The organism is Streptomyces sp. JN8 (assembly GCF_055808075.1).
In genome coordinates this window covers 6,097,865-6,118,563 of sequence record NZ_CM147852.1, presented here as the reverse complement: position 1 = coordinate 6,118,563, position 20,699 = coordinate 6,097,865, and the positions used below count along the sequence as shown (strand labels likewise).

The following is a 20,699-nucleotide window of genomic DNA, read 5'->3' as shown; positions in this document are numbered from 1 at the left end:
CGTGGTGTCAGGCGGGTGACAGAGACGTTTCTTCGTCGCGTTCGCGGCCCTCCGTGGCACAGATCCAGGCATCGGGGCGCCCGTCGTGCGCCCCCATCGAGGAAGGGGCCACGGACATGGTGACCACCACGGCATGCGATACGCGCGAACGGGCGAGGGGGGCGCTCCTCGGCCTCGCCGTCGGCGACGCGCTCGGCGCGCCCGCCGAGAACATGCGCCCTTCCGAGATCCGCCGCCGCTGGGGCCGGATCGAGGGCTTCGTGACGGACCGTCCGGCGGGCACGGACGACACCGAGTACGCCATCTTCTCCGCGCTGCTGCTCGCCCGGCACGGCTCGGCCCTCACCGTCCAGCACGTCGAGCGGGCCTGGCACCACTGGATCGCCGACCTCGACGAGGGCCCGTTCCGCGGCGCGGGCTTCTCGGAGCGGGGCACCCTGGAGAACCTCCGCAGGGGCCTGGCCGCCCCGATCTCCGCACAGCACCGGCACGCCTGGAGCGACGGCCTCGCCATGCGGGCGGCACCCTTCGGGGTCTTCGCGGCGGGCAGGCCCGCCGAGGCGGCCCGGCTGGTCGCGATCGACGGCAGCGTCAGCCACGACGGCGAGGGCATCTACGGCGGCCAGGCGGTCGCGGCGGGGGTCGCGGCGGCGATGGCGGGAGCCGGAGTCACCTCGGTGATCGCGGCGGCCCTCTCGGCGGTGCCGATGGACTCGTGGACGGCGCGGTCGATGCGGCGCGCGGTGGTCGCCGCCCAGCGCGTCCAGCCGGATCCGCTCACCCGCGAGCGCCAGGTCCGCTCGGCGGTCGTCATCGGCGGCTACCCGTGGACGGACCTGGCGCCGGAGGCGGTGGGACTGGCGTTCGGCGCCTTCGCCGCGGCCCGCGGGGACTTCCGTACGGCGGTCCTGACGGCCGTCAACATGGGCCGCGACGCCGACACCACGGCGGCGGTCGCGGGCGCGCTGGCCGGAGCGGCCGGCGGACTGCGGTCGATCCCCGAGGAGTGGGCCTCGGCCATCACCCCCGTCACGGGCAGCTGCCTGCCCTCGATGCGCGGCTACCACGTCCTGGACGTGGCCGACCTTCTGACCCCGGAGGGGGAATCCTGATGAGCGACGACGCGACGACGACCACGGCCGCGGCGACCTCGGGCGGCACGCCCGCCGCCGTGGGCCTCGCCCCCACCGCCGCGGGCGACGCCCCCGCCGCCGCGGACCATCGTTCCGCGGGGCTGCGGGGGCACCCCCGGACGGAGCCCGGGAGAGGGTGGGCCCGGCGCCCGTCGCCGGACACCGGTCCCCCGCTCGGCGCCCACCAGGAGCTGACGGCGCCCCCGCTGCCCGACGCCGGGGCGCCGGACCCCGCCCCGCCCCACGGCACGGGTTCCCGGGGCGGCACTCTCGAGACCGGACGGCCCGAGACGCCCCCCAGGCCGCCGCGCGAGGCCGTGGAGGGCCTCCTCCTCGGCCTCGCGGCGGGCGACGCCGCCGGATGGCCCGCCGCCCGGCACCGGGCCGCCCGCATGCCGGAGTGGACCCGTCGCCTCACCCGCGAGCTCGACACCTTCGCCGAGCAGAACGCCACGACCACGCTTCCCGTCCCCATCGCCCTCAACCAGCCCCCCGAGCCCCTCCGGCTCGGCCCGTCCGACGACGCCGAATGGGCGGTCTTCACCGCGGAGGCCATCCTCGCCGCCGGAGGCCCGCCCTTCACCGCGCTCCCGGGGGAGCGCCGTCTGCGCGCCGCGGTCGACCTCGCCTGGAACGACCTGGCCGGCCAGGTCGCCGCCGCGGCGGCACGGGCCCCCGAGGTCGAGTCCGCGGTGCTCCCGCTCCGCGCCCGGATCTCCGTCCGCGCGGGCCTCGGCAACCTCGCGACGGGGCTCCGCCCGCCGGCCACCGGCCACGACAACCCGCACTTCTTCGACGACGCGGCCTGCGTCCGGGCCGCCGTCCTGGCCGTCGTCCACCCCGGCGACCCCCGCGCGGCGGCCGAACTCGCCGAGTTCGACGCCCGGTACACGCAGGACGGCGACGGCGTCCACGGCGCCCGCGCGACGGCGGCCGCCGTCGCGGCGGCCCTCGGCGGAGCGACGGTCGACGAAGCCGTCGAGGCGGCCCTCGACGAACTGCCGCCCGTCACCGAGATCGGCCGCAACGCCCGGTACGCGGTGCAGCTCGCCCGGACCGCCGGCTCGGCCTTCGAACTGGTCCCGCTCCTCGAGCACCAGATCGTGGACCACGTCTACAGCTACGGCATCGCCGCGGCCGAGACCGTCCCGGTGGCGCTCGCCCTCGCCACCGCCGCCCGGGGCGCGATGACGGCCGCGGTGCCGGCCGCCGCCTGCCTGTCCCGGGTGGCCGACTCCGCGCCGGCCCTGGCCGGAGCGCTCACCGGGGCGCTGGGCGGGGGCCGTTCGGTGCCGACGACCTGGCGCGAGGCGTGCCGGACCCTCGCGGGCTGCGCGCTGCCCCGGCTCGCGGGAACGGACCTGGTCGAACTCGCCGGACTGCTCGCAGCCACGGAACGACCCGTCCCGGGTGGACAATCCCGGCATGACACCCACAACGCCCCTCGTGCCGACGCCCGCACTGGATGACCGGATCACCGGCGGTCTCCTCGGAGCCGCCGTCGGCGACGCCCTCGGCGGCCCCGTCGAGGGCTACACCCCCGAGCAGATCACGGAGCGCCACGGCGGTCGTGTCGCCGGGATCGTCGGCCCGTGGAACGGCGAGGCGTGGCGCACCGCCCGCCCCATCGCCCCGTACCACAAGGGCGACGGACACGTCACCGACGACACCTTGATGACCCACGCCCTGATCCGCGTGTACGAGCGGGTCCGCGACCACCTGGACGCGTACGCCGTCGCGGACCACCTCGTCCCCGAACTGATGGGCGCCCCCGTCTGGATCCCGGAGCTGGAGGCGGAGGCCCTCCCCCTCCAGCGGATCTTCCTCGCCGAGAAGTGGCTGGTGGCCCGACTCCACTACGGGCACGTGGACCCGCGCGAGGCGGGCAGCGGCAACATCGTCAACTGCGGTGCCGCGATGTACATGGCGCCGGTCGGACTCGTCAACGCCGCCCACCCGGAGGCCGCCTACGCCGAGGCCCTCGACATCGCGGGCGCGCACCAGTCCTCGTACGGCCGCGAGGCGGCGGGGGTGTTCGCGGCCGCCGTGGCGGCGGCCTGCGTCCCGGGCGCGACGCCGGCGTCGGTGGTCGACACGGCCCTGTCGCTGGCGAAGGACGGGACGCGGGCGGCCATCGAGGCGGTGGCGGAAGTCGCCGAAGGCCACCGGGACTTCGAGTCGGCGCTCGTCCCGCTCCGCCGGGCGGTGGCCCCCTTCGACTCGGTGGGCCCCGACTACCGCGCCCCGTCCCTCGGCGCCCGCCGCCCCTCCCGCCTCCACGCGATCGAGGAACTCCCGATCGCCCTCGGCATGCTCCTGGTCGGGGAGGGCGACTTCCGCCGGACCGTCCTGGGCTCCGTCAACTACGGCCGCGACTGCGACTCGATCGCCACCATGGCGGGCGCGATCGTGGGCGCCCTGCACGGGGAGCAGGCGGTGCCGGCGGACTGGGCGAAGCGGGTGGCGGAGGCGAGCCGCCTGGACCTGCACGCCCCGGCGCGGGCGCTGACCGAGGTGGCCCGGGAGATCTTCGCCCGGGACGGGGAGCGGCGCCGCGCCCACGAGCGGGCGTTCGCGATGCTGACGGGCGCGGCCGAGCGGTGAACCTCCGCCTGACCTGGGTCCAGCCGGAGGACCTGCTGGGCCACGAACTCCGCCAGGCGGCGGAGGACGGCCGGGACGCGCGCGCCGTCGCCGCCCGCTGGACGGAGGCGGGCGGACCGCCCGCCCCGGAGTCGGCCGGCGCCTCCGGGACGTCCCGCCCCGGCCTCCGCGCCCTGGCGGAGGAGCTGATGGACGCGCTGGCCGCCCTCCCCTCCCCCCTGTCCGCCGCCGAGCCGACCTCCCTCCCCGGAATCCGCGCCCTGACCGCCCCCCGCAGCACCTCTTTCCCGGCCCACCCGACCGGCCGGACCCCCGCCCCCGCGGACGCGGACGAGGCCACCCCCCGCACCACCCCTCCCCGGGCCCACCCGACCGGCCGGACCCCCACCGCCGCGGACGCGGACGAGGCCACCCCCCGCACCACCCCTCCCCCGGCCCACCCGACCGGCCGGACCCCCACCGCCGCGGACGGGGACACCGCCCTCCGCGACCGCCTCCACGCCGCCTGGCTCGGCCGTGCCGCCGGCTGCCTCCTCGGCAAGCCCGTCGAGAAGCTCCCCCTCCACGCCGTCCGCGCCCTCGCCCGCGCCACCGGCAACTGGCCCCTCTCCACCTGGTACACCGCCCGCGGCGTCCCGCCCGACCTGCTCGCCGCCCACCCCTGGAACCGCCGCTCCGCCCCCACCTCGCTCGCCGAGAACATCGACGGGATGCCGGAGGACGACGACCTCAACTACCCGCTCCTCAACCTGCTGCTGCTCCGGCGCCACGGCCGCGGCTTCACCACCGCCGACGTCGCCCGCCTCTGGCTCGACGAACTCCCCGCCGGCCGCACCTTCACGGCCGAGCGGGTGGCCTACCGCAACCTCCTCGACGGGATCGAACCTCCGCTGACCGCCCTGCGCCGCAATCCGTTCCGCGAGTGGATCGGCGCCCAGATCCGGGCCGACGTCCACGGCTGGACCAGGCCCGGCGACCCGGCCGCCGCCGCCGAGCAGGCCTACCGGGACGCGGCCCTCACCCACACCGCCAACGGCGTCTACGGCGCCATGTTCGTCGCCGCCACCCTCGCCACCGCCGCCACCGGCACCGCCGACGTGCACCGCTCGCTCGCCGGGGGCCTCGCCGTGATCCCCCCGCGCTCCCGCCTCGCCCGCGCGGTCCGCCGCGGGATCGCCCTCGCCCGCGACACCCGCGACTTCGACGCCGTCGTCGACCGCCTGCACACCGAACTCGGCGGGTACCACTGGGTGCATGCCGTCCCGAACGCCGCTCTGCTCGCCGCGGCCCTCACCCACGCCGACGGCGACTTCACCCGCTCCATCGGCGCGGCGGTCTCCGGCGGCTGGGACACCGACTCCAACGGCGCCACCGCCGGTTCGGTCGCCGGGCTGCTCGCCGGCCACCCCGACCGGCTCCCCGAGCACTGGACCGCCCCCCTCAAGAACCGGCTCGCGACCTCCGTCCCGTCCTTCGACGGCATCGGTTTCGACACCCTGGCCGAACTGACCCACCTGGAGGCAGTACGCCCATGACCAGCATCGTCGTACTCGGCAGCACCAACATGGACCTCGTCGCCTACGTCCCGAGGGCCCCGGCCCTCGGCGAGACCGTCACCGGCCGCTCCTTCCGCACGATCCCCGGCGGCAAGGGCGCCAACCAGGCCGTCGCCGCCGCCCGCGCCGGAGCCGAGGTGTCGATGATCGGCGCGGTCGGCGCCGACGACTTCGGCCCCCGGCTGCGGGCCGCCCTCGAACACTGCTCGGTCGACACCGACCTCCTGCGCACCGCCGAGGGCGCCTCCGGCACCGCGCACATCGTCGTCGACGACGAGGGAGGCAACGCGATCGTCGTCATCCCCGGGGCGAACGGCACCGTCACCTCGCTCGACCACGGCGACGAGGCCCTCATCGGCACCGCCGACGCCCTGCTCCTCCAGCTCGAACTCCCCCTCTCCGTCGTCGTGGAGGGCGCCGCCACCGCCCGCCGCCTGGGCGTCCGCACCGTCCTCACCCCCGCCCCCGCCCAGCCCCTCCCGCCCGAACTGCTCGCCTCCGTCGACCTGCTGGTGCCCAACGAGCACGAGGCGGCGGCGCTCACCGGCCTCGACGACCCCCGCGAGGCCGCGCTCGCCCTGCTCCGCGACGTCCCCGAGGTCGTCGTCACCCTCGGAGCCGCCGGCAGCCTGTACGCCGTCCGCGGCGCCGACCCGGTCGCGGTGCCCGCGCCCCGCGTCCGGGCCGTGGACACCACCGCCGCCGGCGACACCTTCGTCGGCGCCCTGGTCGTCGCGCTCGCCGAGGGCCGCCCGGCCCCCGAGGCGCTCGCCTGGGCGGGGACCGCGGCCGCGCTCTCCGTCCAGCGCGAGGGCGCGTCGACGTCGATGCCCTACCGCACCGAGATCGACGCCGCCTTCGGCTCCTCCGCCGAGGAGACGGGCACGACCGGAAAGGAGTCCGACCCCGTATGAACCCCGCACCGCACGCCCCGGCCGCCCCGCACCCGCCCGACGCCACGGCACCCCGGCCGCCCCTCCACGGCCTGCGCGTCCTGGACCTCGCGACCCTCTTCGCCGGCCCGCTCGCCGCGACGATGCTCGGCGACTTCGGCGCCGACGTCGTCAAGGTCGAGCACCCCCGCAAGCCCGACCCGTCCCGCGGTCACGGCCCCGCCAAGGACGGCGTCGGCCTCTGGTGGAAGGTCCTCGGCCGCAACAAGCGGGCGATCACCCTCGATCTCGGCTCCCCCGGCGGCCGCGACACCCTCCTCGCGCTCGCCGCGGACGCCGACGTGATCGTGGAGAACTTCCGCCCCGGCACCCTGGAACGCTGGGGCCTCGGCTGGGAGGAGCTGTCCACCGTCAACCCGCGCCTGGTCCTCGCCCGGGTCACCGGCTTCGGCCAGTTCGGCCCGTACGCCCACCGCCCCGGCTTCGGCACCCTCGCCGAGGCGATGAGCGGCTTCGCCGCCCTCACCGGCGAGCCGGACGGCCCGCCGACCCTGCCCCCGTTCGGCCTGGCCGACTCGATCGCCGCCCTGGCCACGGCGCTCGCGGTGATGACCGCGCTCACCGCGAGGACCGCGACCGGGCGCGGCCAGGTCGTCGACATGGCGATCATCGAACCGATGCTCGCCGTCGTCGGTCCCCATCCCCTCTGGTACGACCAGCTCGGCTACGTCCAGCCCCGCACGGGCAACCGCTCCCGCAACAACGCCCCCCGCAACACCTACCGCACCGCCGACGGCTCCTGGGTCGCCGTCTCCACCTCCGCCCAGTCGATCGCCGAGCGCGTCATGACCCTGGTCGGCCGCCCGGAGCTGATCGACGAGCCGTGGTTCGCCGACGGCACCGGGCGCGCCGCGCACGCGGACGTCCTGGACGAGGCGGTGGGCTCGTGGATCGCCCGCCGGACCCGGGAGGAGGCGATGAACGCGTTCGAGAAGGCGGAGGCGGCGATCGCCCCGGTCTACGACGTCCGGGACGTCGTGGACGATCCCCAGTACCGGGCCCTCGGCACCGTCACCGAGGTGCCGGATCCCGAGCTCGGTCCGATCAGGATGCAGAACGTCCTCTTCCGGCTCTCCGAGACGCCCGGTGCCATCCGCTGGGCCGGCCGCCCCCACGGGGCCGACACCGCCGACGTCCTCTCCGAACTCGGCCTCAGCCCCGCCGAGATCGACAGCCTCCGCGAGCAGGGAGCGGTATGAACAGCACGAGCGAGACCCCGCCCCGACCGGGCGGCACGCCCCGCAACCGGCCCGGCACGCCCGCCCTCACCTGGCTGTACGCCCCCGGCGACCGCCCCGACGTGGTCCGCAAGGCCCTGGTCTCCGGCGCCGACGTGGTCATCGTCGACCTGGAGGACGCGGTCGCCCCGCACCGCAAGGCGTACGCCCTGGAGGCGACGGCCGAACTGCTCGCGGACCCGCTGCCCGTCCCGGTGCACGTCCGCGTGCACACCCCGCGGGACATCCCCACCCTCGCCCTCCTCCCCGGGCTGCACGGTCTCCGCGTCCCCAAGGTGACCCACGCCGCCGACATCCTCCGGCTGGTCGATCTCGCGCCGGGCCTCCCGCTGTACCCGCTCCTGGAGAACGCCCTGGCCGTGGAGCACGCGTACGCCATCGCCACCGCGCACCCCGCCGTCCGCGGCATCGCGCTCGGCGAGGCCGACCTCCGCGCCGACCTGGGCGTACGGGAGGACCGCGGCCTGGACTGGTCGCGCGGCCGGGTGGTGGTCGCGGCCCGCGCGGCCGCCCTGCCGCCGCCGGCCCAGTCCGTGCACCCCGACGTCGGCGACCTGGAGGCGCTGGCGGCGGGCTGCGCCCGGGGCCGGGCCATGGGCTTCTTCGGCCGGGCGGCCATCCATCCGCGCCAGCTCCCGGTCATCGAGCGCGCCTACCTCCCGACCCCCGAGGAGGTGGACGCGGCGCGGGAGGTGGTGGAGGCCGCCGGGCCCGAGCCGGGTGCCCTGGCCCTCCCGGACGGCCGCTTCGTGGACGCGGCGGTGGTGGCGGGCGCCCACCGGGTCCTCGCCCTCGCGGCCCGGACCGCCTGACGTCGGCCGGGCATGCGAAAGGGCCGCCGGGACCTCGGGGTCCCGGCGGCCCTTCGACCGGCTGAGGGGCTGGTCAGCCCTTGGCGGCCGACCCGGCGCCGTTGTCGGCGTCGTGCGCCGCGTCCCCGTCGGAGACGTCGGCGTCCTTCCTGTCGTCCGGGAGGCCGTCCGTGACGGCGTCCTCGGCGTCGGCCTCGGCGACGTCCGCGTCCTCGCCGTCGGCCTTCAGGGCGGCCTTGTCGGCGGCCTCCTTCGCGGCCTTGGGCTCCACGATCTCCTCACGGCCGGGGCGGACCCGGGCCGAGACCACCATGTAGACCACGGCGAGCAGGAAGACGCCGATGGCGGTCCAGACGTTCAGCCGGAGGCCGAGGATGTGGTGGGCCTCGTCGACGCGCATGTACTCGATCCAGGCACGGCCCACGCAGTACGCGGCGACGTACAGCGCGAAGGCACGGCCGTGGCCGAGCTTGAAGCGGCGGTCGGCCCAGATGACGAGGAAGGCGACGCCGACGCACCAGAGCGACTCGTACAGGAAGGTCGGGTGGTACAGCCCGGCCTCGCGGTTCGCGCTCTCGGTGATCTTCAGGGCCCAGGGCAGGTCGGTCGGCTTGCCGTACAGCTCCTGGTTGAACCAGTTGCCCCAGCGGCCGATGGCCTGGGCGAAGGCGATTCCGGGGGCGATGGCGTCGGCGTAGGCCGGGAGCGGGATGCCCCGGCGGCGGCAGCCGATCCAGGCGCCCACCGCGCCGAGCGCGATGGCGCCCCAGATGCCGAGGCCGCCCTCCCAGATCTTGAAGGCGTCGACCCAGTTCTCACCCTCGCTGAAGTACAGCTGGTAGTCGGTGATCACGTGGTACAGGCGTCCGCCGACGAGGCCGAAGGGCACCGCCCAGACGGCGATGTCGGCCACGGTGCCGGCGGTGCCGCCCCGGGCGATCCAGCGCTTGTTGCCGTACCAGACGGCGACGAAGACACCGATGATGATGCAGAAGGCATAGCCGCGCAGCGGGATCGGTCCGAGGTTGATCACGCCGGTCGACGGGCTGGGAATGTAGGCAAGGTCCATGGCAGGACCGACGCTACCCTGCCGGGCGGGCGGGACGGCAGCCCGCCCGGCAACGTATGGGTAACTAACCCGGTCCCGGGGCGGTGGCTCAGCCCGCCGAGGGGGAGCCCGGGGAGGGCGCCGGGGCACTCGTCGGGGCGGCCGTGCCGGGCTTCTTGCCCTTGTTGGCCTCGGCGACCCACTTCTTCAGGTTGTCCGGGGAGATCTGCTCGCTCCCCTTCTGCGGGAAGACCGATTCTCCGTTGAGCAGGACGGACGGCGTGCCGCCGAAGCCGCCGTTCCGGAAGGCCTCGTTCGACTTGGCCACCCAGGTGTCGTGCGTGCCGTCGTTCACACAGCTGCGGAAGGCGGGCGTGTCGAGGCCCGGCACCTTGGCCGCCAGCTCGATGAGCTTGGCGTTGTCCCCGAAGGCGTCGTCGGTCTCCTGCGGCTGGTTGATGTAGAGCGTGTCGTGGTACGCGGTGAACTTCCCCGCGTCCTGGGCGCACGCGGCGGCGTTCGCCGCGCGCAGGGAGCCGCTGCCGCCCATGTTCCCGTCGATCAGGGTGGCGAGGTGGTACTCGGTCCTGATCGCGCCGGCGGCCTCCAGCTCGTGGATGGTGTCCCGGAACGCGTTCTCGAACTGGGCGCACGCCGGGCAGCGGAAGTCCTCCCAGATCGCGAGCGTCGAGGGGGCGTCCGACTTTCCGGTGGGGACGGCGGGCTTGCCGTCCTCGTCGGTCGCCCCCGCCGGCACGACCACCCGGCCCGCGTTGTCGGACGCGCTGTCCTTGTCGCCGCCCGCGGCGATCACCCCGACGACCGCGGCGAGTCCGAGGACACCGACCACCGCCGCCGAGACGATCAGGACCCGCCGCTGCTTCTCGCGGGTCTTCTCGCGCTCGCGCTGCTGCTGCAGGCGCTCCCGCGCACTCCGATTACCGTCACCGCTGTTCTTCTGGCTCACGCCTCGGAAACGAACCGGGGAGGCACGTGCATGCCTCCCCGGTCGCAGATCCACCCGGACGGGTTACGGAACGCGCCGGACGCCCTCGGCGAGTTCGGCCGCCAGTTCCCTTACCGCGGCGAGTCCCGCCTGCTCGTCGCCGTCGGCGTCGAGGATCCGCTTCACGAACGCGGAGCCGACGATGACGCCGTCGGCGAAGGCCGCGACCTCCTTGGCCTGGACGGCGTTGGAGACGCCGAGGCCGACGCAGACCGGGAGCTCGCGGCCGGGCTCGGTGGTGGCGCGGGTGCGGCGGACCAGGTCGGCCGCCTGCTCGCCGACCGACTCGCGGGTGCCGGTGACGCCCATGAGGGAGGCCGCGTAGACGAAGCCGGAGCCGGCCGCCGTGATGGTGGCGAGGCGCTCGTCCCTGCTGCTGGGGGCGACGACGAAGACGGTGGCCAGACCGTGCTTCTCGGCGTTCGCACGCCACACCGCGGACTCCTGGACCGGCAGGTCGGGCAGGATGCAGCCGGCGCCGCCGGCCGCGGCGAGCTCCTCGGTGAAGCGCTCGACGCCGTACCGGTCGATCGGGTTCCAGTACGTCATGACGAGAACGGGCTTGCCGGTGGCCTCGTGGGCCTCGCGGACCGTCCGCATGACGTCGGCGATCTTGACCCCGCCGCGCAGGGCGATGTCGTCGGCGGTCTGGATGACCGGCCCGTCGAGCACCGGGTCGCTGTGCGGGAGGCCGACCTCGACCACGTCGGCGCCGCCGTCGAAGACGGCCCGGATCGCGGCGATGCCGCCGTCGACGGTCGGGAAGCCGGCCGGGAGGTACGCGATGAGCGCGGCCCGGTCCTCGGCCTTCGCCTTGGCGAGGGTGTCGCTCAGCAGCTGGATGTTCCCACTCACTTCGCGTCTCCCTCGATCTCCGCGGTGTCGTCGGCCCCGGCGTCGGCGGCGACCTCGGTGTCGGCCTCGTACAGGCCGAAGTAACGGGCGGCGGTGTCCATGTCCTTGTCGCCGCGTCCCGAGAGGTTGACCAGGATCAGGCCGTCCGGGCCCAGCTCCCTGCCGACCTCCAGGGCCCCGGCGAGGGCGTGCGCCGACTCGATCGCCGGGATGATGCCCTCGGTGCGGGAGAGCAGCCGCAGCGCCTGCATGGCGGCGTCGTCGGTGACGGCGCGGTACTCGCCGCGTCCGCTGTCCTTGAGGTAGGCGTGCTCCGGGCCGATGCCCGGGTAGTCGAGACCGGCCGAGATCGAGTAGGGCTCGGTGATCTGGCCCTCCTCGTCCTGGAGGACGTACGACCGCGAGCCGTGCAGGATGCCCGGCTCGCCGGCGGTGAGGGTGGCCGCGTGCTCGCCGGTCTCGACGCCGTGTCCGGCCGGCTCGCAGCCGATCAGGCGGACGCCCGCGTCGGGGACGAAGGCGTGGAAGAGGCCGATGGCGTTGGAGCCGCCGCCGACGCAGGCGACCGCCGCGTCGGGGAGGCGGCCGGTGCGCTCCTGGATCTGGCGGCGGGCCTCGACGCCGATGACCCGGTGGAAGTCGCGGACCATGGCGGGGAAGGGGTGCGGGCCGGCCACGGTGCCGAACAGGTAGTGCGTCCGGTCCACGTTGGCGACCCAGTCGCGGAACGCCTCGTTGATGGCGTCCTTGAGGGTGCGGCTGCCGGACTTCACGGCGACGACCTCGGCGCCGAGCATCCGCATCCGGGCCACGTTGAGGGCCTGGCGCTGGGTGTCGATCTCGCCCATGTAGATGGTGCAGTCGAGGCCGAAGAGGGCGCAGGCGGTGGCGGTGGCCACGCCGTGCTGGCCGGCGCCGGTCTCGGCGATGACGCGGGTCTTGCCCATGCGCTTGGTGAGCAGGGCCTGCCCGAGCACGTTGTTGATCTTGTGCGAGCCGGTGTGGTTCAGGTCCTCGCGCTTGAGGAAGATCCGGGCGCCGCCGGCGTGCTCGGCGAACCGGGGCACCTCGGTGAGGGCGCTCGGGCGGCCCGTGTAGTGGACCATCAGGTCGTTGAGCTCGCGGGCGAACTCCGGGTCGGACTTGGCCTTGTCGTACTCGACGGCGACCTCGTCGACGGCGGCCACGAGGGCCTCCGGAATGAACTTGCCGCCGTAGGCGCCGAAGTAGCCCTCGGGGCTGGGGACCTGGCCCTCCAGGTCCGGGATGAAGAACTCGCTGGACATGCGGATGCTCCTCGCGGGGCGGGTGCCCCGTGCTGTGTACGTGCGGTCGATGGTCACGGTATGCGCACACCCCACTCCCGTCCGCCGACGCCGGGCTCCCGCCCGCGCCGGTCCGCCACCTGGGCCACCGGCGGCCCGCCCGGGCCTGCGGCCGCCCGTCCCCCGTTGTGGGCATCTGTTCCGCTTGGGGGTCCCCCCTGGACGAAGTCCTTGGGGGAGGAACGGGTGGGCACAACGGAACGGCGCCCGTTGCCGGGCCTAGGCTTCCCGCGCCCTGACCCGCACCCCGTGCGCGCCGCACGACTGGGTGCGGGTTCAGGCGCGAGGGGCGGGGGCGCCGCCAAGGGCGCCGTCCCGTGTGCCCACCCGTTCTCCCCCAAGGACTTCGTCCAGGGGGGACCCCCAAGCGGGACGATTGCCCACACGGGGGGGGGATGGGGTGGGAGGGGAACGGCGACTGCCGGCAGCGGGTGCGGTGCCGGGCGACGGCGGGGCCACCCGGGTGGCGTCCCGGAGGGCGCCGACGGCCGAGGGCCTGGGGGCGGTTGCGTCAGTTCGTGGAAGTGCGCGCGAGGCGCGGGCGCCATCGCATGCCGTTGACCTGGCCCGGCTCGGAGCCGATGACATACCGGACGCGGCGGCCGTGGACACGGCGGGCGGGCGCGCGGCAGCCGCGCGGACGGCAGCCCCGGGCCAGCGGGGCGTGCTTGGAGACGGGCGCGGCGGCGGTACGGAGCCGGCCGCGGCGGCCCGAGGCGTCCGCGGGCACGCCGGGGCCGCCCGGGGCGGAGCCCAGGGCGGTCGGCGTGGCGCGGACGGGGGTCATGACCGGGTCAGCTCCGGCCGTGCCGGAGGGCCGGGTGGGCTCCGGCGGCGACCAGGTCGGCGACGGCGGCCTTGGGGTCGCGGCCGGTGACGAGGGACTCGCCGACCAGGACCGCGTCGGCGCCGGCGTTGGCGTAGGCGATCAGGTCGTGCGGACCCCGGACGCCGGACTCGGCGATCTTGACGATGTGCGCGGGGATCTCGGGGGCGACGCGCTCGAAGGTGGAGCGGTCGACCTTGAGGGTCTTCAGGTTGCGGGCGTTGACGCCGATGATCCGGGCGCCCGCCTCGACGGCGCGCTCGACCTCGTCCTCGTCGTGCACCTCGACCAGCGGGGTCAGCCCGATGGACTCGGCGCGCTCGATGAGGGAGACCAGCGCCTCCTGCTCCAGGGCGGCGACGATGAGGAGCGCGAGATCCGCTCCGTACGCGCGTGCTTCCCAGAGCTGGTACGCGGTGACGATGAAGTCCTTGCGCAGGACCGGGATGTCGACCCGGGCGCGGACGGCCTCCAGGTCCGCGAGCGAGCCGCCGAAGCGGCGCTGTTCGGTGAGGACCGAGATGACGGCCGCGCCGCCCGCCTCGTAGTCGGCGGCGAGTCCGGCCGGGTCGGCGATCGCGGCGAGCGCGCCCTTGGACGGGCTGGAGCGCTTGACCTCGCAGATCACCTTGACGCCGTCGCCGCGCAGTGCGGCGACGCCGTCCTTGGCCTGCGGCGCCTTGGCGGCGCGCTCCTTGAGCTCGTCGAGGGTGACCCGCGCCTGCCGCTCTGCGAGGTCGGCGCGTACGCCTTCGATGATCTCGTCGAGCACACTCACGCGAGGGGCCCCCTTCCGGGACGGTGATGGTGTTGAGGAACCAGGTTCAGCCACATCGATCCTATCCGCAGGACGGCCCCGGACTCGCATCGGCCGGAGCGGCGTCCCATCTGCTGGGACTCCCGGAGGGCTTCCCGTGGCGCCGCGGCAGGCCCTCAGGGGGCCAGCGCGGAGCCGAAGGGAAGGTTCCGGACCAGGGTGAAGAGGGCGAGGACGGCCCCGATCCCCCACCACAGGACGGGGGAGACCGAGAGGCGCATGGGCACCCCGCGGACGGCGCGAATCAGCCAGACGGCCATGAGGACGGCGAAGAGTCCGTAGCCGACGACGGCGAGGGCGTTGGCGCCGAGGGCGGCCGGGAGGTCGCCGTGGACGAAGGCGTGGGCGCTGCGCAGACCGCCGCAGCCGGGGCAGTAGACGCCGGTGAAGCGGAGCAGGGGGCAGACGGGGTAGTGGCCGGGTTCGTTGGGGTCGACGGTCCCGACGTACGCGAAGGCGGCGGCGACGCCGGCGAGCGCGGCGAGCGGCGGGAGCAGCCGCCGTACGGGCGAGCGGGGCGGCGGCGGGGGCACGGGCGGCCCCGGGGGCCACGCGGGCGCGTGCGGGGCCGTCACGGGCCCGGCGCCCGGCCACGCGGGCGTGTGCGGCGGGGCGGGGTGCCCCTCCGCCGGGGGTGGGGGCGGCGGCGCGGGCCGCGCGGCGGCCTCCTGCCCGGCCGGTGCGCCCGGGGGCGCAGGTTCACCCGGTCGGGTGCCGGATGCGTCGGTGACGGCGCCGGTCGTCGGCTGCGGGTCCATCCGGTGATTCTCGCCCCGGACGCGCGGGAGCGCAGCCCGGCACGGCCGGGCTGCGCTCTCGGGTGTGTCGCGGTGCGTCAGGCGCGGGCCCGCGCGGTCACGGTCGCGGCCTCACGGGCGGCGGCGACGTCCGCCGTCTCCTTCGGCATGCCGAGGCCCGCGGCCTTCATCGCGCCGCCGACGATGCCGCCGAGCACGACGACGCCCACGCCCGCCCAGAAACCGGGCTGGTTGGCGGCCACCATGAAGACGCCGGCGATGCAGAAGCCGATGAAGGAGATGATGACACCGGTCCAGGCGGCCGGGGTGTGTCCGTGGGCGCTGCCCGCCATGAGTTGCTCCTCGTTGCAGTTGCTCGATGGTGAGGTCTCGCGTGCGCGGACTCTCGGCCCTCATTGTCCCGCACGCGGGCCCGCGAGGGTGACTCGGGGGTGCCGGGACGATCACGCGTCGCGGCCGGCGGCCGCGGGAGGGCGGCGGCGGGCACCGCGGCCGGAGGGCCGGGGGCCGCGGACCGCCCCGTCCGGACCCGGGCCGCAGCGCCGCGGGATGCGGGTCCGGGCCTCGGGGAGCACGGGGGCCGCCCCGGGGTGTCGGGCCCGGTCGGGTCAGGACCCGTGCGTGGGGTCCTCGCCCCGGTCCAGGGCCTTCCACAGGTCCTCGGGCCGGTCCTGGTCTGCGGCGGGGGCCTTGCGGGCGGCCCGGGGGGCGCCCGCGCGCTCGTAGCGGCCGCCCATCGCGGGCCAGCTCTTGCCGAAGCGCAGCGCGAGGAGGCCGGCGATCAGGATGAGGACGGCGCCCGCGGCGGTCACGTACGGCCAGACGGTGTGGCTGAGCCCGGCCACGGCGGCGCCGGTGTCGCCGCTGAGGCGGGCGGCCTCGGCGTCCAGGGCGGCGCTGTCGGAGGCCCCGAGGACCGCGGCGAGCGCGGCGCCCGCGCCGCTGAGCGTGAGCAGCGCGGCGACCAGGGTCCGGCCGGTGCGGCGGACGGCGAAGACGGCGAAGAGAGCGGCGAGGCCGACGATCGCGAGGGCGGTCGGCACACCGGTGACGGTGCCGCCGTCGGCCTCGACGGCGACGTCGCCGCCGATGACGGAGGCGGTGCCCTCCGCCCAGATCTGGCCCGCGGAGAGCAGGACGACGGTGGCGCCCAGGGCACCGAGGAAGAGGGCCGCGGCCAGGCTGCGGCGGCCGCCGCCGGGGACGGCCGCTCGGGCGGCCCGGGGCTGGGGTACGGGTACGGCACTCACGTACCCCACTATCCCCTACGCGGTCAGGCGCCGTTCATCCGGTTGGCGGTGTGGACGGCGCGCAGGACGGCCGCGGCCTTGTTCCGGCACTCGTTGTCCTCGGCCACCGGGTCGGAGTCGGCCACCACACCCGCTCCGGCCTGCACATACGCGGTTCCGTCGCGGAGCAGGGCGGTGCGGATGGCGATGGCGGTGTCCGCGTCGCCGGCGAAATCGAGATAACCGACACACCCGCCGTACAGCCCGCGCCGGGAGGGCTCGAGCTCCTCGATGATCTGCATCGCCCGGGGCTTGGGCGCGCCGGAGAGCGTGCCGGCCGGGAAGCAGGCGGTGAGGACGTCGAACGCGGTCCTCCCCTCGGCGACCCGGCCGGTCACGGTGGAGACGATGTGCATGACGTGCGAGTAGCGCTCGACGGACATGAAGTCGACGACCTCGACGGAGCCGGGGGCGCAGACGCGGCCGAGGTCGTTGCGGCCGAGGTCGACCAGCATGAGGTGCTCGGCGCGCTCCTTGGGGTCGGCGAGGAGCTCCTCCGCGAGGTCGTGGTCCTCCTGCGGAGTGGCGCCGCGGTGCCGGGTGCCGGCGATGGGGTGGAGCAGCGCGTGCCCGTCCTCCACCTTGACGAGGGCCTCGGGGCTGGAGCCGACGACGTCGAAGCCGTTCTCGAAGCGGAAGAGGTACATGTACGGGGACGGGTTGGTGGCCCGCAGGACCCGGTAGACGTCGAGCGCGGAGGCCGAGCAGGGGGTCTCGAAGCGCTGCGAGGGCACGACCTGGAAGGCCTCGCCGGCCCGGATGCGCTCCTTGACGTCCTCGACGGCGTCCTGGTAGGCGGGGCCGCCCCAGAGCGCGGAGAACTCGGGGAGCGCGGAGGCGGGCAGCGCGGTGGGGGCGGTGGCGACCGGGCGGGCCAGGTCGGCTTCCATCGCGTCGAGGCGGGCGACGGCGTCGGCGTACGCCTCGTCGACGCCGGTCTCCAGGTCGTTGTGGTTGATCGCGTTGGCGATCAGCAGGACCGAGCCGTCCCAGTGGTCGAGGACCGCGAGGTCGCTGGTGAGGAGCATGGTGAGCTCGGGGAGCCGGAGGTCGTCGCGGCCGTGCTCGCCGATCTTCTCCAGGCGGCGGACGATGTCGTAGCCGAGGTAGCCGACCATGCCGCCGGTGAAGGGCGGCATGGCGGACGCCAGGTCGCGCGGGGTGTGGAGGGTCTCGACGGTGGCGCGCAGGGCCTTGAGCGGGTCGCCGTCGGTGGGGACGCCGACGGGTGGGGTGCCCAGCCAGTGGGCCTCGCCGTCCTTCACGGTCAGGGTGGCGTCGCTGCGGACGCCGATGAACGAGTAGCGGGACCAGCTCCGGCCGTTCTCCGCGGATTCGAGGAGGAAGGTGCCGGGTCGTTCGGCGGCGAGCTTGCGGTAGAGCCCGACCGGGGTGTCGCCGTCCGCGAGCAGCCGGCGGCTGACGGGGATGACGCGGCGGTCGGCCGCCAGCTTGCGGAAGGTGTCGAGATCCATGGCGCCAGACCCTACTCGGACGCGGGGTCCGCGTCGGACGCGGATACGGGGAGCACGTCGGCGTCGAAGCAGGTCCGGGCGCCGGTGTGGCAGGCGGCGCCGACCTGGTCGACCTTGACGAGGACGGTGTCGGCGTCGCAGTCGAGGGCGACGGACTTGACGTGCTGGACGTGCCCGGAGGTGTCGCCCTTGACCCAGTACTCCTGGCGGCTGCGGGACCAGTAGGTGCAGCGGCCGGTGGTGAGGGTGCGGTGCAGGGCCTCGTCGTCCATCCAGCCGAGCATCAGCACCTCGCCGGTGTCGTACTGCTGGGCGATGGCGGGGACGAGCCCGTCGGGGCTGCGCTTGAGCCGGGCGGAGACGGCCGGGTCGAGATTGCTGCTCATGGCGCCATTGTGCCGCGCTCCGGGGTGGTGCCCGGCGGGGCGTCCACTGGGCGGACCGGTGGCGCCCGCCGTAGGCTGGCGCACATGTCGACCCATGCCAAACGTGAACGGCTTCTGCTCGCCGACCTGTTGGAGGCGGCGGGTCCCGATGCGCCGACGCTCTGCGAGGGCTGGCGGACCCGGGACCTCGCGGCCCATGTGGTGGTGCGGGAGCGGCGCCCGGACGCGGCGGCCGGCTCGCTCGTACCGGCGCTGAAGGACCGGCAGGACCGGGTGCAGGCGGAGTTCGCCGACAGGCCGTACGAGGAGCTGATCCGGCTGATCCGGACCGGGCCGCCGCGGTTCTCGCCGTTCACGATCAAGCAGGTGGACGAGGGGGCGAACGTCGTCGAGTTCTACGTCCACGCGGAGGACGTGCGCCGCGCCCAGCCCGACTGGTCGGCGCGCGAGCTGGACCCGGTCTTCGCCGACGCCCTCTGGTCCAGGCTGGAGCGCACCGCCCGGCTGCTGGGCCGGAAGGTGCCGGTGGGGCTGGTGCTGCGCCGGCCGAACGGCCAGACGACGGTGGCGCACCGGGGCACCCCGGTGGTGACGGTCTCCGGGGAGCCGGGCGAGCTGACCATGTACCTGTTCGGCCGCCAGGACACGGCCAAGGTGGATCTGGACGGCGAGCCGGAGGCGATCGAGCGGCTGCGGGAGACGAAGCAGCTGGGGCTCTGAGCGGTCAGCGGGGCAGTTCGGCCCGCCGGACGGCGGTGACCGCGAGGGCGCAGAGCCCGGAGAGGGCGCAGATCGACGCGCTCGCGACGTACACCGTCCCGATGCCCCACAGCTCGATCGCCGCGCCGGTGAGCGGGAAGCTGAGCGGCGCGAGGCCGAGGCTCATGAGGCTGGAGACGGCGGTGACGCGGCCGAGGTAGGCGGGGTCGCACTCGGTCTGGAGGAGGGCGTTGCACAGCGCCCCGGAGAGTCCGGCGAGCAGGCCGACGGCCAGGGCCACGGCGACCGCCGCGGCCAGGTGGGAGGCGAAGGCGAGGGCGCCGACGGCGATGGCGCCCAGCGTCATGGTCCAGCCGCTGACGGCTCCCGCGCGGGGTACGCGCCCCCACACGGTCAGGAGCAGCGAGGCGGCGCCCGCGCCCGTGCCGAAGCCGGCGAGGATCCAGCCGATGCCCGAGGCGCCCCAGCCCCGCTGGTCGGACAGGACGGCGAGGCCGACGTTGAAGGGCCCGACGAAGCCGAGGTCGCTGAGGAGTACGACGATCATCAGCGGGCCCAGGACGCGGTGCCCCCGCAGGTAGCGCAGTCCGTCGGCGAGGTCGCGCAGGGCGGTGCCGTCGCGGGCCTCGCCGGGGGTGGGCAGTGGCCGGAGGCGGAGCGCGCAGAGCAGGGGTATCGAGAGGGCGAAGAGCAGTCCCGCGACTCCGAAGGCGGTGGCCGGGCCGCCGAGGGCGACGGCGAGGCCGCCGAGCGGACCGCCGAGGACGGCGCCGAGGCGGGAGGAGAGGCCTCGCATGCCCTGGACGCGGGCGAGCTGGTCGCGTCCGGTGATGCGCGGCGGCAGGGCTCCGACGGCGGGCAGGAAGAGGGCGTCGACGACGCCGAAGACCAGGGCGACGGCGGCGAGCGCCCAGAGGCCGGGCGCGGCGAGGAGCAGCACCGCTGCGAGGCCGAGGACGACCACGCAGCGGACGGTGTCGGAGGCGATGACGACCCGGCGCGGGCCGATGCGGTCGGCGATCACGCCCCCGAAGAGCATGAGCAGGGCGCGGGGCACGGCCGAGACGGCCAGCACGAGCCCGGCCTGGGCAGGCGTGCCGGCGCTGACGGCGGTCCAGGAGAGGGCGAGATAGTAGACGCTGTCGCCGAGGGTGGAGGCGGTGTAGGCGCCGAGCCAGCGCAGGACCTGGGGGTTCCGGTGGGCGGGCCGCTCGACGGCAGCGGGTGCCGGGGCGGGGGCGGTGGCGGTGTCGGTGGCGTTCATGCGCGGTAGGGGAAGCCGTTGAGGTGGATGGCGACGTTCTCGCGGCCCTCGTTCTCGCCGGCGGCCTCGGCGGCGCGGGCCTGCTGGTCGTACTTGCGGAGGACGGCCTCCAGCTCGGCGCCGAGGGCGGCCAGCTCGTCGGCGGTGAGGCGGGGCAGCCACTCGGCGCTGAGGGAGGCGGAGCGCCAGGCGCCGGACCAGGTCTGCCGCTCGTCGAGGAAGCGGGCGTACATCCGGGTGCGCTGCGCGTCGACGGTACGGCCGAAGGCGATGCTCGCGGCCGCCAGCTCGGGGGCGTCGCGGAGGTCCTCGTCGTGGATGCTGAAGCCGTAGGAGCTCGGCTGCCACCAGCGCTCCCGGCCGTCCGCCGACCGGGCCTCGGCCTCTTCGATGAGCCCGTGCTCGGCCAGTTTGCGCAGGTGGTAGCTGACCAGCGAGACCGCCTCGTCGACCTGGTCGGCGAGCTGGGAAGCGGTGGCGGCACGCGCCACGAAGAGGGCGCGGTAGAGGCGCATCCGCAGCGGGTGCGAGATGGCCTTGAGGGTGCCGAGATCGGTGATCCGTCGGTTCTCCGGGGAGGTCATGTGCACGACTGTAGATGCGAAGGAAAAGTTGCACAACAGAAATTGCGCAA

21 protein-coding genes are annotated in these 20,699 nt (G+C 75.3%); 8 read left to right on the top strand and 13 right to left on the bottom strand.

What is annotated here, in order from left to right:
- The first annotated feature begins 116 nt into the window (after positions 1–116).
- The 7 genes from ACY0MR_RS26970 to ACY0MR_RS26940 are packed head-to-tail and all read left to right on the top strand — an operon-like array spanning position 117 to position 8,296.
- Positions 117–1,112 carry an ADP-ribosylglycohydrolase family protein gene (locus tag ACY0MR_RS26970; protein WP_361859525.1) on the top strand — a complete coding sequence of 332 codons (996 nt, stop codon included), beginning with the start codon at positions 117–119 and terminating at the stop codon, positions 1,110–1,112.
- Positions 1,112–2,602: an ADP-ribosylglycohydrolase family protein gene (locus ACY0MR_RS26965; protein ID WP_404079913.1), complete on the top strand. Its 1,491-nt coding sequence runs from the start codon at positions 1,112–1,114 to the stop codon at positions 2,600–2,602. The genes ACY0MR_RS26970 and ACY0MR_RS26965 overlap by 1 nt, the downstream gene beginning before the upstream one ends.
- Positions 2,559–3,737, top strand: coding sequence for an ADP-ribosylglycohydrolase family protein (locus ACY0MR_RS26960; protein WP_361863442.1), 1,179 nt, complete (start codon positions 2,559–2,561; stop codon positions 3,735–3,737). The genes ACY0MR_RS26965 and ACY0MR_RS26960 overlap by 44 nt, the downstream gene beginning before the upstream one ends.
- Positions 3,734–5,272, top strand: coding sequence for an ADP-ribosylglycohydrolase family protein (locus ACY0MR_RS26955; protein WP_473555845.1), 1,539 nt, complete (start codon positions 3,734–3,736; stop codon positions 5,270–5,272). Before ACY0MR_RS26960 ends, ACY0MR_RS26955 begins: the two co-directional genes overlap by 4 nt.
- A complete protein-coding gene (gene rbsK / locus ACY0MR_RS26950) occupies positions 5,269–6,207 on the top strand; it encodes a ribokinase (RefSeq protein WP_361862721.1) in 939 nt (312 codons plus the stop codon). Before ACY0MR_RS26955 ends, rbsK begins: the two co-directional genes overlap by 4 nt.
- Complete coding sequence (locus ACY0MR_RS26945) at positions 6,204–7,445, top strand: CaiB/BaiF CoA transferase family protein (RefSeq protein ID WP_473555842.1); 1,242 nt, start codon at positions 6,204–6,206, stop codon at positions 7,443–7,445. Before rbsK ends, ACY0MR_RS26945 begins: the two co-directional genes overlap by 4 nt.
- Positions 7,442–8,296 (top strand): HpcH/HpaI aldolase/citrate lyase family protein, encoded by an 855-nt coding sequence (locus ACY0MR_RS26940; protein WP_388802365.1) that lies wholly within the window; start codon positions 7,442–7,444, stop codon positions 8,294–8,296. The genes ACY0MR_RS26945 and ACY0MR_RS26940 overlap by 4 nt, the downstream gene beginning before the upstream one ends.
- 73 nt (positions 8,297–8,369) lie before the next feature.
- Here ACY0MR_RS26940 and lgt read toward each other — a convergent pair whose 3' ends face one another.
- The 11 genes from lgt to hisI all read right to left on the bottom strand — a co-directional run bounded on the left by lgt (position 8,370) and on the right by hisI (position 18,081).
- Entirely contained in the window at positions 8,370–9,365 is a 996-nt protein-coding gene (gene lgt / locus ACY0MR_RS26935; protein WP_473555840.1) for a prolipoprotein diacylglyceryl transferase, read from the bottom strand.
- An 88-nt stretch (positions 9,366–9,453) separates the two neighbouring features.
- Positions 9,454–10,311 carry a DsbA family protein gene (locus tag ACY0MR_RS26930; RefSeq protein ID WP_473555838.1) on the bottom strand — a complete coding sequence of 286 codons (858 nt, stop codon included), beginning with the start codon at positions 10,309–10,311 and terminating at the stop codon, positions 9,454–9,456.
- Between the two features lie 63 nt (positions 10,312–10,374).
- The gene (trpA, locus tag ACY0MR_RS26925; protein WP_388802355.1) at positions 10,375–11,205 is read right to left on the bottom strand and encodes a tryptophan synthase subunit alpha; all 831 of its coding nucleotides are present in this window, start codon (positions 11,203–11,205) and stop codon (positions 10,375–10,377) included.
- Positions 11,202–12,491: a tryptophan synthase subunit beta gene (gene trpB, locus ACY0MR_RS26920; RefSeq protein WP_388802352.1), complete on the bottom strand. Its 1,290-nt coding sequence runs from the start codon at positions 12,489–12,491 to the stop codon at positions 11,202–11,204. The genes trpA and trpB overlap by 4 nt, the downstream gene beginning before the upstream one ends.
- A gap of 550 nt (positions 12,492–13,041) precedes the next feature.
- Entirely contained in the window at positions 13,042–13,317 is a 276-nt protein-coding gene (gene trpM, locus ACY0MR_RS26915; RefSeq protein WP_398472095.1) for a tryptophan biosynthesis modulator TrpM, read from the bottom strand.
- A 7-nt stretch (positions 13,318–13,324) separates the two neighbouring features.
- Positions 13,325–14,134, bottom strand: coding sequence for an indole-3-glycerol phosphate synthase TrpC (trpC, locus tag ACY0MR_RS26910; RefSeq protein ID WP_361863584.1), 810 nt, complete (start codon positions 14,132–14,134; stop codon positions 13,325–13,327).
- A gap of 155 nt (positions 14,135–14,289) precedes the next feature.
- The gene (locus tag ACY0MR_RS26905) at positions 14,290–14,931 is read right to left on the bottom strand and encodes a DUF2752 domain-containing protein (RefSeq protein ID WP_392863022.1); all 642 of its coding nucleotides are present in this window, start codon (positions 14,929–14,931) and stop codon (positions 14,290–14,292) included.
- 77 nt (positions 14,932–15,008) lie between these two features.
- On the bottom strand, positions 15,009–15,263 hold the full coding sequence (locus ACY0MR_RS26900; protein ID WP_388802346.1) for an HGxxPAAW family protein: 255 nt from the start codon (positions 15,261–15,263) through the stop codon (positions 15,009–15,011).
- Positions 15,264–15,539: 276 nt separating this feature from the next.
- On the bottom strand, positions 15,540–16,190 hold the full coding sequence (locus ACY0MR_RS26895) for a TIGR02234 family membrane protein (RefSeq protein ID WP_404079926.1): 651 nt from the start codon (positions 16,188–16,190) through the stop codon (positions 15,540–15,542).
- A gap of 14 nt (positions 16,191–16,204) precedes the next feature.
- The gene (locus tag ACY0MR_RS26890) at positions 16,205–17,695 is read right to left on the bottom strand and encodes an anthranilate synthase component I (RefSeq protein WP_361852765.1); all 1,491 of its coding nucleotides are present in this window, start codon (positions 17,693–17,695) and stop codon (positions 16,205–16,207) included.
- A gap of 11 nt (positions 17,696–17,706) precedes the next feature.
- Complete coding sequence (gene hisI, locus ACY0MR_RS26885; protein WP_388802340.1) at positions 17,707–18,081, bottom strand: phosphoribosyl-AMP cyclohydrolase; 375 nt, start codon at positions 18,079–18,081, stop codon at positions 17,707–17,709.
- An 84-nt stretch (positions 18,082–18,165) separates the two neighbouring features.
- On the opposite strand from hisI, the gene ACY0MR_RS26880 reads away from it, so the two are divergent.
- On the top strand, positions 18,166–18,801 hold the full coding sequence (locus ACY0MR_RS26880) for a TIGR03085 family metal-binding protein (RefSeq protein ID WP_361852770.1): 636 nt from the start codon (positions 18,166–18,168) through the stop codon (positions 18,799–18,801).
- A gap of 4 nt (positions 18,802–18,805) precedes the next feature.
- Here the strand turns inward: ACY0MR_RS26880 and ACY0MR_RS26875 are convergent, their stop codons facing one another.
- Positions 18,806–20,065: an MFS transporter gene (locus ACY0MR_RS26875; protein ID WP_473555832.1), complete on the bottom strand. Its 1,260-nt coding sequence runs from the start codon at positions 20,063–20,065 to the stop codon at positions 18,806–18,808.
- Positions 20,062–20,649: an ArsR/SmtB family transcription factor gene (locus ACY0MR_RS26870; protein WP_388802333.1), complete on the bottom strand. Its 588-nt coding sequence runs from the start codon at positions 20,647–20,649 to the stop codon at positions 20,062–20,064. The genes ACY0MR_RS26875 and ACY0MR_RS26870 overlap by 4 nt, the downstream gene beginning before the upstream one ends.
- Between the last annotated feature and the right edge of the window lie 50 nt (positions 20,650–20,699).